Annotated in this window: 12 protein-coding genes; 2 read left to right on the top strand and 10 right to left on the bottom strand. The window is 63.1% G+C overall.

Annotated features, from left to right (window positions below; genetic code table 11):
* Positions 1-167: 167 nt before the first annotated feature.
* Complete coding sequence (gene recX / locus HT585_RS15470; RefSeq protein ID WP_343213993.1) at positions 168-752, top strand: recombination regulator RecX; 585 nt, start codon at positions 168-170, stop codon at positions 750-752.
* Between the two features lie 216 nt (positions 753-968).
* Positions 969-1703 (top strand): L,D-transpeptidase family protein, encoded by a 735-nt coding sequence (locus tag HT585_RS15465; RefSeq protein ID WP_176353766.1) that lies wholly within the window; start codon positions 969-971, stop codon positions 1701-1703.
* A gap of 54 nt (positions 1704-1757) precedes the next feature.
* Here the strand turns inward: HT585_RS15465 and HT585_RS15460 are convergent, their stop codons facing one another.
* The 10 genes from HT585_RS15460 to HT585_RS15415 form a co-directional block, all read right to left on the bottom strand.
* Complete coding sequence (locus tag HT585_RS15460; protein WP_176353765.1) at positions 1758-2555, bottom strand: L,D-transpeptidase; 798 nt, start codon at positions 2553-2555, stop codon at positions 1758-1760.
* A 78-nt stretch (positions 2556-2633) separates the two neighbouring features.
* Entirely contained in the window at positions 2634-3641 is a 1008-nt protein-coding gene (locus HT585_RS15455; protein WP_425513760.1) for a L,D-transpeptidase family protein, read from the bottom strand.
* 265 nt (positions 3642-3906) lie between these two features.
* Positions 3907-4554, bottom strand: coding sequence for a dihydroxyacetone kinase subunit DhaL (gene dhaL / locus HT585_RS15450; RefSeq protein ID WP_176353764.1), 648 nt, complete (start codon positions 4552-4554; stop codon positions 3907-3909).
* A 57-nt stretch (positions 4555-4611) separates the two neighbouring features.
* On the bottom strand, positions 4612-6699 hold the full coding sequence (locus HT585_RS15445; protein WP_176353763.1) for a bifunctional sugar-binding transcriptional regulator/dihydroxyacetone kinase subunit DhaK: 2088 nt from the start codon (positions 6697-6699) through the stop codon (positions 4612-4614).
* A 283-nt stretch (positions 6700-6982) separates the two neighbouring features.
* Positions 6983-7624, bottom strand: coding sequence for a dihydroxyacetone kinase subunit DhaL (gene dhaL, locus HT585_RS15440; protein ID WP_176353762.1), 642 nt, complete (start codon positions 7622-7624; stop codon positions 6983-6985).
* A 15-nt stretch (positions 7625-7639) separates the two neighbouring features.
* Entirely contained in the window at positions 7640-8632 is a 993-nt protein-coding gene (locus tag HT585_RS15435) for a dihydroxyacetone kinase subunit DhaK (RefSeq protein ID WP_176353761.1), read from the bottom strand.
* Between the two features lie 30 nt (positions 8633-8662).
* Complete coding sequence (locus HT585_RS15430) at positions 8663-9436, bottom strand: SDR family oxidoreductase (RefSeq protein WP_176353760.1); 774 nt, start codon at positions 9434-9436, stop codon at positions 8663-8665.
* A gap of 60 nt (positions 9437-9496) precedes the next feature.
* Positions 9497-10483 carry a substrate-binding domain-containing protein gene (locus tag HT585_RS15425; protein ID WP_025429352.1) on the bottom strand — a complete coding sequence of 329 codons (987 nt, stop codon included), beginning with the start codon at positions 10481-10483 and terminating at the stop codon, positions 9497-9499.
* An 87-nt stretch (positions 10484-10570) separates the two neighbouring features.
* A complete protein-coding gene (locus HT585_RS15420; protein WP_176353759.1) occupies positions 10571-11575 on the bottom strand; it encodes an ABC transporter permease subunit in 1005 nt (334 codons plus the stop codon).
* Between the two features lie 58 nt (positions 11576-11633).
* Entirely contained in the window at positions 11634-13112 is a 1479-nt protein-coding gene (locus tag HT585_RS15415; protein ID WP_176353758.1) for a sugar ABC transporter ATP-binding protein, read from the bottom strand.
* Between the last annotated feature and the right edge of the window lie 91 nt (positions 13113-13203).

Genomic DNA, 13203 nt, shown 5'->3' with positions numbered 1-13203 from the left:
TTGGCAATGGCCACAAATGCTGCTGCGGTTTCCGGTTGCGAAATTGTCGATCTGGCGGCACGACAGTCGATCCCATCGCTGGCGACTGCCGACGCTGCATGTTAGCGGTTATGCCAACGCGCGACTCTTCAGCCAACAGGCGCATTGCAAACGAGCCCTCCTGCCCCGTGACATCAATCGACCCGCAAGACGACAATCCCTCTTCCGATACGCCGCCTTCTGACACGCCAACGGCGCGCATGCTGTCCTGGGCGCGCAACTCGGCGGTCTATCGCCTCGAGCGCCAGATGATGACCGAGAAGCAATTGTTCGACGCCATCACCCGGAAGGCGCGACAGAAGTTCGAGGATATCAGCCAGGAGCAGTTGAAGGCCGTGGCCGACTTCGCGGTTAAGTTCGCCTATGATCTGAACGCCCTGAACGATGCCGACTATGCGCAGGTCAGCACCCAATCGGCGGTGCGCAGTGGAAAATCCAAACGCGCGATTGCCCAGAAACTCTCGGTAAAAGGCATAGACCGGGAAACGGCAGCCGTCGCTCTCGAGGCGACCGACGATCTCTATGCGGCCGTCGTCTTTGCCCGCAAGCGCGGTTTCGGTCCTTTCCGTCGCGGCGTCCTCGACGACAAGCGAAAAGCCAAGGAGCAATCAGCGTTTGCCCGCAACGGCTTCAGTTTCGAGATCGGCAGAAAAGTGTTCGAGATGAGCTCGGGAGAAGCAGAAAGCGTGCTGCGGAAAGACGCAGCCACCTAACGCGCCTGTCTAACGCACCTTGCGATGGCTGCGCCCGCGCGGTCAGTAAGGTTGGCCGCACGCGCCCCGACCGAGTGAATTTTGCAACACTGCTGTGGCTGTGAACCACAGGCGAGGACCATCCACCAAAGAGATCGGATTTGACCACATTTCGGTCACGAATGGGACCAACAGCACACCTCTCTCCGCGCATGTCCCCAACCCCGGAATAAAACAGTGTCTTTTCAAATATCCCGCCGATCGCTGCTCGCAGTGGTCGCAAGCTCCATTTTGAGCGCCTGCACCCAGGTCCCGAAGCCCGGTCTCGAGGCAAATGCCGCCGACAAGGCCAACAAGAACGTCATCACCCCGCCGGAGAAGGCTCCGATCGAGCCTGAGCGCAAAGACGAACCTGCGCCGAAGCTCGACTACGCCAAGATCTACGGTCCGGTTAAGGACGAGAGCTATGATGTTCCGGCGGTTGAATACGGTGCGATCAAGCCGGAATTCCTGCGGCAGGAGGTTGCCTACGCGACCGACGAGCCGGCCTATTCGATCGTCGTCGACACGCAGAAGATGTTCCTCTACTGGGTGCTGCCCGGCGGCAAGGCGATCCGCTACGGCGTCGGCCTCGGCGCACAGGGACGCGCCTGGAAGGGCAGGGCGGTTGTGCACTGGAAGCGCAAGTGGCCGCGTTGGACGGTGCCGGACGATATGGTCGCGCGCCAGCCGCACCTGAAAAAATACGGCATCGAGGCCGGCGGCATGGATCCGGGCCTCAGCAATCCTCTGGGTGCGCGGGCGATGTATATCTTCCAGGACGGCCAGGATACGCTCTATCGCATCCACGGTTCGCCGCAGTGGCGCTCGATCGGCAAGAACGCGTCTGCCGGCTGCGTCCGCATGCTGCAGCAGGATGCGATCGATCTCTACAACCGCGTCCGCGGAAAGACGCCGCTGCTGGTCATCTGAAGTCAGTTCTCGACAGTGGGAGCGCGTACTGCTCCCACGTCGGCATGGGCCGCCTTAATAGATCGGCGCGGGTGCGCCGGGGATGCCGCCTTCGCCGGGCAGGAGATTGTTCTGCGGCAGCGGCTCCACCTGTTGCGCCGCCATGCCGCCGGCCGACAGATCCGTCACCACGATCGGCGTGCCGTTCGGCACGCGGTCATAGAGATCGACGACGTCCTGGTTGATCATCCGCACGCAGCCTGACGATACCGACTGGCCGATGGTCCACCATTCCGGAGAGCCGTGGATGCGGTAAAGCGTGTCCTCGCCATTCTGGAAGATGTACATGGCGCGGGCGCCGAGCGGATTTTTCAACCCCGGCTCCATGCCGCCGGCCTCGATGCTGTACTGTTGCAGCTCCGGCTGGCGGGCGACCATTTCGTTCGGCGGCTTCCAGCGCGGCCATGGCCGCTTGTACTGGATGACACCGCGACCGGCCCAGGCGAAGCCGGCCCGGCCCAAGCCGACGCCGTAGCGCATCGCCTGGCCGTTCTCGTAGACACGGTAAAGGAAATGGTTGCCGACATCGACGACAAGGGTGCCCGGCCGCTCGCCGGTCGGATCGGGAACCATCTGCCTGTAATAGCGAGGGTTGATCTTCTCGTAGGGGATCGCGGGAAGGGGATAGAGTTCCGCCGGCCGTTCGCCGTACATCTCGGCAAGAAACGTATTGGCGGCCGGCACCGGTTGCGGCTCGGGAGCGTATTGCTGCGAAACCCGCTCGCGCGTCGAGCCGCACCCCGCCAATCCGAGCGCCGCCATGCCGGCAGAAAGCTTGAGGAAGGATCGGCGACAGACGTCACTTTGGCGCATGGGAAACCTCAATTACCTGTGTTCGATGACCACCGGGCGAATGACGTATTGCTGTCGTTCATCTCCCGCCGCCACTGATCACAGGCCGGCATAGGGATCTGCCAGCGCCGCATCCGGTCGGCTGATAGGGTATTTAGTCGCCGAGATCTTCGTGGCCAGCTTCTCGGCGCCGTTTTTCTCGAGAAGCGCACGGAAGCTCGGGTGCATGCCGCCGTCGACATAGGCGTTCAGCGGGGCGGGCGTCTGATTGGCAACCAATCCTGCGATCTTGGCGTCTTCCGTCTGCAGCCTTGCCATTAGCCCGGCATCCGGCGTTGCGGTGGCCGCTGGGCAGGCGGCAAGCGGGTCGGTCGGTTCGCCATCGGCAAACTCGGTATTGAAAACGTAGCGGCCGCCGCAGACCGAAACCTTCGGCTGGCGTTTCGTCGCCTCGAAGATGTCGTAGCCCTGTTTGATGTTTTTCCAGAATGTGAAGTTCGGGTCGCTGCTGTGCTTGGCCATGTTCGCAGCCGTCATACGGAACGGGTAGGCCTGGACCTGGAACTGCCCCTGGCCGCCGGCCAACGCGCGCTGGACGACGGCGTAGATCTCGCCGACCCCCTGGTCCGTCAGCGCGTAGCAGCCGGATGAGGAGCAGGCGCCATGCACCATCAGCGCCTCGCCGGTATAGCCGAGCGCAGACTCGAGCCGGTTGGGGTAGCCGAGATTGAACGACAGGTAGAATTGCGACTTCGGGTTCAGCATGCGGGCGGACACATGGTAAAACCCTTCCGGCGCCTGGCGGTCGCCCGCCTTGGTCTTCGGTCCGAGCTTTCCCGACCAGCGGCACATCGGATAGGTCTTCAACAGCGCATACTGGCCGGACTTGTTCTGTTTCCAGATCTCTAGCTCGCTTTCCTGCTTGAAGATGCGAACGAGCACCGGGCTTTCCGGCTTGCTGCCGTTCTTGGCCATGGCGCCGATCAGCTTCGCCGGGATGGGCGGCGGCGCGCGAACGTCGTCAAAGGCCGACATGCAGCCGGAAAGGGCGATGGCGATCGTCGCGGCCATGGCAGCGCGCCGGGCGGGCTTCGTCTTGCCCAGCATATCGCCGGCGTTCACGGGCGAGAGGGAAAGAAGGCGTTTCGTTATGCGCCGCATGCGGGCTCCTTGAAATGGCGACCGGACCATAAAACCTCTAGCGGCTTTAGCTGCAAGCGCTTGCCGCTGGCTTTCGTCTCGCGGCGGTTCAAAAAAACTTGAACGCGCCTGCATCTCCGGTGCACACCAGCCTTGGCATGTGATGGTAAATTTTGTCCAAACAGCGGCATCACGTGCGCGTGACGCGGGTGGGCCTTGGTTCGACCGCTCGTCAGGCGGCTTTGTTGAGCGAGGATGCCATGGCGCGCAGGATCACCACGGACGAAGCCGCTCCCGGATCGACATGCCCAAGCGAGCGCTCGCGCACCCGTGCGGCGCGTCCCTTGGTGGCGATCATCGAGCGCGTCGCGTTGGCGCCGGCCTCCGCCGAGGCGACGACGTCGCGCCAGAATCCGTCCGCACCCTTGTTGTCGGCAAGCGCCGCTGCTGCGGCGTCGGCTGCCGGCAGCCAGGCGTCGAGCATCGTCTTGTCGCCGCGCTGCCCCTTGCCGCGCTCGCGCATTCCGGAACCCATGGCATCGATGATGGCAGCGCAAGTGGCAAGGTCGAGTTCAGCCTTGCCGGCAACGGCCTGCCCAGCACGGCGAAAGGCGGTGGCATAGAGCGGGCCGGTCGAAGCGCCGACGGCATTGAGAAAGGCGCCCGCCGCCGTCGCCATGACGTCGGATATCTGCGCCTGATCCAGGTCGAGTTTTGCCAGTTCAACCTTCACCGCCAGAAAGCCGAGCGACATGGTGGTGCCGTGATCGGCATCGCCGATGGCGCCATCAAGCTCCGACAGATGATCCTTCTCGGCTTCCACGGCATCGGAAATCGCCTGAAACATGCTGACCAAGCGGCGCGCCGCATTTTCCGACATCACTGTCCTCCCAGAACGCCCGGTCCCCATGCTTGATCATGGATCCCTGACGGAATGCTAATTGATACGCAGGAAAGCCGTTTCGCAAGGGTGGTGCAGCAGATCGGTCAGTTCCTGGTCGAGATGGAGGATCGAGATCGACGCGCCCACCATGTCGAGAGACGTGCAATAATGGCCGATCCAGTTGGCTTCAATCTCTATGTTCTTGGCGGCAAGACGTTGCGCCACGCGCCGGTAGAGGATGTAGAGCTCCATCAGCGGCGTCGCGCCGAACGAATTGACGAGCACGGCGACGCGGTCGCCCGCCGTTGGCTTCATCTCCTTGAAAATGTTGTCCATGATCGCATCGGTGATGTCGTCGGCCGGCTTGATGCGCTCGCGGGTCACGCCGGGCTCGCCGTGGATGCCCATGCCGATTTCCATATCGTCGGGGCCGATCTCGAAATTGTGCCGCCGCGTCTGCGGCATCGAGCAGGGCTCAAGCGCAACGCCGACGGTGTAGGTTCGCACGTTCGCTTTTCTGGTGACGGCCTCGCAGGCGTCAAGCGAAAGGCCCCGATCGCAGGCAGCACCGGCGATCTTGAAGATGAAGAAATTGCCGGCGACGCCGCGCCGTCCCTCGCGATCCTCGATCGGCGAGGAGGCGATATCGTCCGTGGTCAGCACCGTGCGGACCGCGATGCCCTTTTCCTCGGCGATCTCGGCCGCCATCTCGAAGTTCATCACGTCGCCGGCATAGTTGCCGTAGACGAAGAGCACGCCCTCGCCACCGGATGCGGCGACGGCGCACTGGACGATCGGGTCCGGCGGCGGTGACGAGAAGATGTTGCCGACGGCAACCGCGTCGGCGAGGCCCTTGCCGACATAGCCGAGGAAGCAGGGTTCGTGACCGGTGCCGCCACCGATGACCAGGCCGACCTTGCCCGGGCGTGGCCCCGATTTGGCGACAAGCGCGCGATGCGAACCGTTGATCGGTTCGATGTAGTCGCGGTGCGCCCTGACGACGCCGTCGAGCATTTCCTCGACCACTTCGTTGGGATTGTTGAGGAATTTCTTGACGTGGGCGCGGTAGGAGCTGGGCGTCTGGGCAAGCTTCGGCCGCTGCGAAATCCGGGTGTCGAGGCCGGTGACGCCATCGGCCCTGAGGATGCCGTGGCCGGTGGCGGCGTCGGTGATCAGCACATTGGCGTAGCCGCCGCGCAGTGCTGCAAGCAGCGCCGGCACCTTGTCGAAGCCGCCAGCAACCGCAATGCGCGTGCCGATCCGGCGCAGCATGTCGAGCGAAATGCCGACCGTCCTGTCGTCGAGCGGTCCCGCGACGGGGCGTCCACGCTCGTCGATGAAGCGCCCGGCAACGACGCCGACGGCACCGGCGGCAAGATAATCCTGCAAAGACACGGTGTCGAAGAAGCCGCTGGTATGGATGGTGGAGTTGGGGCGCAGAGACGATATGCCGAAAAGGATGCGGTTGGCCTGCGCAAGCGTGGCGAATTGTTCCTGCAGCAGCGGTTCGTCGAGCAGCATCTGCCGCAATTCGCCCGACTTGACGATCGCCGGTGCGGTTATGCCGACGCAGCGTGCGCCAATCGCGCGGGCGATCGAAGCGGCGCAGAGATCCGGTGTATAGGAGAACGCCGCCGTCGTGCCGCCGGTCGCCTGCACCACGGTTGCGTCCTGCAGCGCCTGCACATCCGCGTGCTCGCCCACCGACATCACGGTGCGCCCCCAGGAGACAGCCAGAGTGTCGCCGGATTTCATCAGCTTCTGCAACGCCATTGCACCGGCGACGCCGAGGCTGTCGATGAGCGGCCGGGCATTGTCGTCACTCGGAACGACGAGACAGTCGGCAAGGCCGAAATGGCGCTTCAGTTCCTGGGCGATCGTCAGTGACGCGAGTCGGGCCGGCTCAAGAGAGATGTTGACGATGCCCTTCTCGCGGGCATCGGCGAGGTAGCTGTTGACGGTCGCGCGGGAGACGCCCATGGCATCGGCGATCTCGCCCTGGGTCATTCCATCTTCGTAGTAGAGCCAGCAGGCCCAGACATAGGGATCGTCACCATAGCGCAAGGGGATGACGTCCGACGTATCGGTCGCGCCGCTCCTACTCGCACCGCCCTTGCGTGGTGAGGATGTCTTCGATGTCATCTGGTTGCGTTCGTTCCCTGTTTTGGCTGGTGAACATGGAAGCAACGTCGTGCTTTTGCAACCTTGCAGCACTTCGACTTTGGCCAGGCCGTCAGAAGTGCCGAGTTTATACAGGCGAATTGGTATGCGGCCCATTTTGAGAAGGGCGCCGACGGGTGCCGCCAGCTGAATATCCTGCTGTCGCCGTGCGCGATCCCGCCGTTTTCAGCGGGATCGCGCACGGCCTTGGGAGGCGAAATTTTTCGGCAAAGGCATGCTTCCGCGCCTACGCCGTTGTCATCGATTACGCCAGTCGCGCGCGGGCGCCGAGTGAAAGCTCCTTCAGGATGATCGCGCAGGACGTCGCACCCGCGTCAAGCACGCCGAGCGAGCGCTCGCCGAGCCGGCTGGCGCGGCCAATCTTGGCAACGAGATCGCGGGTCGAATCGCGCCCCGCCTCGGCTGCGACAACCAGAGCGTCGAGCGCCTCGTCGAACGATTTTCCGTTCGCCGTTGCGCCGTCAAAGGCTTCCACCGCCGGAACGAGCGTATCGATCAGCGTCTTGTCGCCGACCTTGGCCGAGCCGATCGACTGGATGCCCTCAAGACCGGCATGCAACATGGTGCTGTAGGTCGCCGCATCGATGGCAGGAACGCCGTCGAGCTTCTCGGCAAACTCGGTGAACATCACCCCGTAGAGTGGGCCCATGGAGCCGCCGATCTCGGTCATCAGCACGGTGCCGAGCGTGTCCAGCGCCTCGGACAGGGTGGTGTCCTTGTCCTTCAGCCGATCGGCCGCCATGCCAAAACCCTTGGCCATGTTGACGCCGTGGTCGCCGTCGCCGATCTTGCCGTCGATTTCGCTCAAGTATGCGCGGTTCTCGATGATGCGCTCTGCGAGCGACAGCACGATCGCGCCGGAACTGGCGTTGCTAAACGTCTGCATGATGCGCCTCTTTCGTCACAGGATGGTGGTGCAGCGAACCTCGACGTCGAGGAGCGCCTTGAGTTCGTCGTCGAGCGCCAGCACGGTCAGCGTCGCGCCGACCATTTCCAGCGAAGTGAAGTAGTTGCCGATATAGGTCCGGTAGATGCTGAGACCGCGGCCGGTGATTTCCTTCTCGATCGTGTCGTTCAGAATATAGAGTTCGTTGAGCGGCGTGGCGCCGAGGCCGGACACCAGCACTGCAACTTCGGTACCGGACGCGAGATTGTGATCGTCGAGCACGATCTGGCACATGTCCTTGGCGACTTCGTCGGCGGTCTTCAGCGCCTCGACGCGCACACCCGGTTCGCCGTGGTGACCGATGCCGACTTCCATCGTGCCGGGCTCGATCTGGAAATTCGGATGGCCGACGGCCGGAAGCGTGCAGGGTCCAAGGCCGACGCCGATCGAACGGCAATTGTCGATCGCCTTCTGTGCGGTCGCACGCACCTCTTCGAGGCTTGCGCCTTCGGCCGCCTTGGCGCCGCCGATCTTCCACATGAAGATCTCGCCGGCCACGCCGCGGCGCTTCTCGCGCTCCTCGGGCGGTGCCGAGCAGACGTCGTCATTGGCAACGACGGTCAGCACCTCAATGCCGTCCTTGGCCGCAAGTTTGATTGCCATCTTCACGTTCATGTTGTCGCCGGCATAGTTGCCATAGAGGCAGACGACACCCTTGCCGCCATTGGCTTCGCGGATCGCATCGTGGAAGCTCTTGGCGGTTGGCGACGAGAACAGCTCGCCCACGGCGACGGCGTCGAGCATGTTGCGGCCGGTGTAGCCGATGAAGGCCGGCTCGTGGCCGGAGCCGCCGCCGGTGACGACACCGACCTTGCCGGCGACCGGCGCGCCCTTGGCGACGACCACGCGCGGGTTGTCAGCCAGACGCACGATGTCCGAGTGAGCCTTGACGAAGCCCTTGACGGTATCCTCGACCACCTCGTCGGGATTGTTGATGAACCTTTGCATGGTAGCTCCTGTAGATGGGGTCGTGCTTCGTCAGAGAATGGTGTAGCCGCCGTCGATCAGCAGATCGGCGCCGTTGATCATGTCGGCTCCCGCCGACGACAAGAACACGGCGGCAGCCGCGATCTCTTCCGGATAGGCGAAACGGCCGGCCGGGATACGTTTCTTGGCAGCCTCGCCCTTTTCGCCGCTCCAGGCCTTCTTGCCGAGTTCGGTCAGGACGATGGTCGGTGAGATGGTGTTGACGGCGATGCCGTGTTTGCCCCACTCGGCCGCAAAGGTCTTCGACATGCCGATGACGCCGAATTTCGATGCGCAATAGGCAACATGGTCTTCGATCGCGACTGTGCCGGCCTGCGAGGCGAGGTTGATGATCTTGCCGCCCTTGCCGGCAGCGATCATCGCCCGGCCGACGGCCTGGGTGACGAGGAAGCTGCCCTTCAGGTTGATGGCGATGGTCTTGTCCCAATGGTCGAGCGACAGCTCTTCGGCAGGCGCCAGGAACACGACGCCGGCACTGTTGACGGCGATGTCGATACCGCCGAAAGCGGCGACCACGCCGGCGACCGCTGCATTGACCGAGGCCGCGTCCGAAACGTCGCAGACGAAGGGTTTCGCGTCACCGCCCAGAGCCTCGGCTTTGGCGCGCGCGATGTCCTCGTTGATGTCGAGCACGGCCACTTTCGCGCCTTTGGCGGCGAACGCGCTGGCAACCGCCGCGCCGATGCCGGAAGCGCCGCCGGTGACGAGGGCAACCTTGCCGGTCAGCGGGAAATTGAGGTCGATCTGGGGTGCGGTCTCGGTCATGTCGTTTTTCCCTCGGCGGTTGGAAAGCGGGGCGGACAGGCCGCCCCACTTGATTTGGCGTTACTTGCGGGCTTCGAGCAGCTTATCGACGTTCTCGGTCGTGACCGGGGTCCACGGAACGTTGTATTCCTTGTCCTTGCCGTCGTTGAACGGCATGTCGGGATACTGTGCCCAGATGTCCGACTGCGGCTTGTAGTCACCCTTCTTCGCCTGGAAGATCGCGAGGTCGAGCGCGCCCTGTGCCTGGGCACGGGCATCCTGCAGGATCGAGGTCATCGTGCCTTCCTTGACGGCCGTCAGAGCATCGGTCACGCCGTCGATGCCGGCAATGGCGAAATCGTCGACCTTGAGGCCGGCCGACTTGATCGCTTCGATCGCGCCGAGTGCCATCTCGTCGTTCTGGCCGATCACGCCGTTGATCTGGCCGGAATGAGCAGTCAGCCAGTTTTCCATCAGGGTCTGGGCCTCGGCACGCGACCAGTTGGCGGTCTGCTGCTCTAGAACCTTGACGTCAGGGCATTCGGCAAGCGCTTTCTTGTTGCCTTCCAGGCGCGAGATCTGCGCTGACTGGCCGATCGGGCCTTCGATGATGACGACATTGCCCTTGCAGCCGATCTTGTCGAGCACGGTCTTGGCTTCCATGTAGCCCGACACGGTGTCGTCGGAGCCGACATAGGCGGTCAACAGGTCGGAGTTGACGCGGGTGTTGGAGCCGACGACCGGGATGCCGGCGTCATGGGCAGCCTGCACGGCGGTCGCGCCAGCCTCGATGTCGATCGGCACGAAGATGATCGCATTGAACTTCTGCGTGATCATCGTGTTGAACTGCTCCTGCTGGACCAGTGCGTCGTAGCGGCCGTCGAATACGGTCAGTTCGACTTCGCCGCTCTTGACGGCGGGGTGCTCTTCAAGGGCCGCCGACCAGATCTGCATGAATTCTGCGTTGAGGCCGTAGGGCGCTGCACCGATCTTGAGCTTCTCCTGCGCGACGGCTGACGACGCGAAGAGGGCCGTGGCGGAAGCCAGGGCGATCACGAGTTTCTTCATGCTACTCCTCCTTATTGTGGTTTCCGCGACCTTCATGGCGCACGGATTGGTTCATGACCGCCGCTCTGCGGCCAATCTCTTGTGGGCTCAGAGGCCCTGATTGCGTTTCTGGTCGAGCATCACGGCGCCGACGATCAGCGCGCCTTTGAGGACCTGCTGGTAGTAGGATTGGATGCCCATCAGATCGAGGCCGTTGTTCATCACGCCGATGATGAGCGCGCCGATCAGCGTTCCCGTCACGCGGCCGACGCCGCCCGAAAGGCTGGTGCCGCCGATCACGACCGCGGCGATCGCGTCGAGTTCATAGGCGATGCCGGCCTGCGGCAGGGCGGAACCCGTTCTCGCCGAGAGCATCATGCCCGCAAGGCCCGACAGGCCGCCGGAGATGACATAGACGAGGAAGCGGATGCGAGTGACGTTGATGCCGGAGGTCTTGGCCGCATGCGGGTTGCCGCCGACGGCGTAGATGTAGCGGCCGAAGCGAGTGCGGGTCAGGATCCACCAGGAGGCGAGAAAGACGATCCCGAGCAGGATGACAGGCATCGGGATGCCGAGGATATTGCCGGTTCCGATCCAGCGGAATTCAGGCGTCAGGGCCGGCACCGGCTTGCCGCCGCCATAGATCAGCGTCATGCCGCGGGCGGCAGACAGCATGCCGAGCGTGGCGACGAAAGCAGGAACTGCGAAGCGCGAGACGATAAAGCCGACGATGATGCCGCAGGCGACGCCGACGAGAATGCCAATCGCAAGTGCGACGAAGAAGGGGTAGGGCGCGCCAGCGACCCCGGCCGTTGCCGAAGTGGTCGCGAAGCTGGCGCTGACCATGCCGGCAAGGGCGACCACCGAACCGACGGAAAGGTCGATGCCGCGCGTCAGGATGACGAAGGTCATGCCGATGGCGAGCACGCCGTTGATCGACGTCTGCAGGAGCACGTTGGAGATGTTGCCCGGCGTCAGGAAGTACTCGTTGGAGAACGACAGGATGACAGCCAGCAGCAGGAAGGCGAGAAAGATGCCGTATTCCTGGACCAACGTGCCGCGGTTTTCGGCGCTGAACCAGCTTCTGGAGGAATTGTTTTCGATGTTGGACACGGTTCTCAGGCCCCTTTGATGTCGGACAAGCGCTTTTGGCGTCGATCTCGCGGGTGGTTCAGGTCGATAGATGGACGAGCGACTGAGCGTCCGTCGCCCGGCGGTCGTGGATGCCGGCGGATTTTCCCTGGCGCATGACGAGGATGCGATCGGACATGCCCAGCACCTCGTCGATCTCGGAGGAAATCATGACGACGGTGCCGCCGGCCGCGGTGAAGTCGCAGATGATGCGGTAGATCTCGCGCTTGGCGCCGACGTCTACGCCGCGTGTCGGCTCGTCGAGCAGAAGCAACCTCGGCTGACGCAGGAACCATTTGCCGAGCACGACCTTCTGCTGGTTTCCGCCGGAAAGGCCCGAAACCGGCATCGTGTCGCGTGCGGCCTTGATGCCGAAGCGGGCAATCATTTCGGCGCTGGCCGCAGCCTCGTCCCGGCCCTTCATGACGAAGCGCGGGCTCATCTCGGGAAGGCTTGCAAGGCAGATGTTGCCGCGAACGCTGTCGGCCAGGTTGAGGCCGCTCACTTTCCTGTCTTCGGTGACGAAGGCGATGCCGTTTGCCATCGCGTCTGCGGGCTTCGCTACCGTGATCTGTTCGCCTTCAAGCCGGATGCTGCCGTGCGACGGGCGGTCGAGGCCGAACAGGCAGTTGAAGATTTCGGTGCGGCCGGAGCCCATCAGGCCGTAGATGCCGAAGATTTCGCCCTTGCGCACTGAAAACGAGATGTCCTCGATCTTGCCGGGCAGTGTCAGGCCCGAGACCTCCAGGCCGATCTCGTCGGTCGGGTCGTTGGTCTTGATGTATTCCTCGCCGAGTTCGCGTCCGACGATCATCTTGATCAGTCCGGGGCGATCGATGTCAGCGAGAAGGCCGCTGCCGACATAGCCGCCGTCGCGAAACACGGTATAGCTGTCAGCGATCTGGAAGATTTCCGACAGCCGGTGCGAGACATAGACGACGCCTTTTCCCTCGGCCTTGAGGCGTGCAACGGCAGCAAACAGGTGCTGCGCTTCCTTCTCGCCGATCGCCGATGTCGGTTCGTCCATGAAGATGACTTCGGCTTCGTGGCTGAAAGCCTTGGCGATTTCGACCAGCTGCATCTGCGCGACCGAAAGGGTCATCATCGTCTGGGTGGCGCGGATGCCGAATTCCAACCGATCGAGCAGCTGCTGGGCGTCGCGGTTCATCTTCTTGAAGTCGATGCCGCCGAAACGACCTGAAGGTTCGCGTCCGAGATAGATGTTTTCCGCCACCGTCATGTGCGGGACGGGGCTCAGTTCCTGCTCGATGATGGCGATGCCGGAGGCGAGCGCTTCGGCGGGGTTGCTGTAGTGGACTTGCCTCCCGCGCCGCCAGATCGTGCCGCCATCGCGCTGCTGGATGCCCATCAGGATGGAGAGAAACGTCGATTTCCCGGCGCCGTTGCCGCCGCAAAGCGCGTGAACGGAGCCGGCCTGAAGCTCGAGGCGGCCGTCGCGCAAGGCGGCGACGCCCCCAAATGATTTCTTCAGCCCTTCAACCTTCAAAAGCGGTTGCATGGTGTCCTCCCACGCTGCGATGGCGAATTCGCCGCTATCGTTTCGACAAAAATCACATGCCAATCGACATATGTCAATAACTGCATTTTAC

The sequence above is a fragment of the Ensifer oleiphilus genome (assembly GCF_013371465.1).
GTDB lineage: Bacteria > Pseudomonadota > Alphaproteobacteria > Rhizobiales > Rhizobiaceae > Ensifer > Ensifer oleiphilus.
Note: the sequence above shows the minus strand (reverse complement) of the source record. Positions and strands in the feature narration are given on the sequence as shown.

Bases quoted from the DNA above. Each gene is read 5' to 3' on its own strand.
- HT585_RS15460 (WP_176353765.1), bottom strand. From the start codon at position 2,555: ATGCGCCAAAGTGACGTCTGTCGCCGATCCTTCCTCAAGCTTTCTGCC.
- HT585_RS15455 (WP_425513760.1), bottom strand. From the start codon at position 3,641: ATGCTGGGCAAGACGAAGCCCGCCCGGCGCGCTGCCATGGCCGCGACG.
- dhaL (WP_176353764.1), bottom strand. From the start codon at position 4,554: ATGTCGGAAAATGCGGCGCGCCGCTTGGTCAGCATGTTTCAGGCGATT.
- HT585_RS15445 (WP_176353763.1), bottom strand. From the start codon at position 6,699: ATGACATCGAAGACATCCTCACCACGCAAGGGCGGTGCGAGTAGGAGC.
- dhaL (WP_176353762.1), bottom strand. From the start codon at position 7,624: ATGCAGACGTTTAGCAACGCCAGTTCCGGCGCGATCGTGCTGTCGCTC.
- HT585_RS15435 (WP_176353761.1), bottom strand. From the start codon at position 8,632: ATGCAAAGGTTCATCAACAATCCCGACGAGGTGGTCGAGGATACCGTC.
- HT585_RS15430 (WP_176353760.1), bottom strand. From the start codon at position 9,436: ATGACCGAGACCGCACCCCAGATCGACCTCAATTTCCCGCTGACCGGC.
- HT585_RS15425 (WP_025429352.1), bottom strand. From the start codon at position 10,483: ATGAAGAAACTCGTGATCGCCCTGGCTTCCGCCACGGCCCTCTTCGCG.
- HT585_RS15415 (WP_176353758.1), bottom strand. From the start codon at position 13,112: ATGCAACCGCTTTTGAAGGTTGAAGGGCTGAAGAAATCATTTGGGGGC.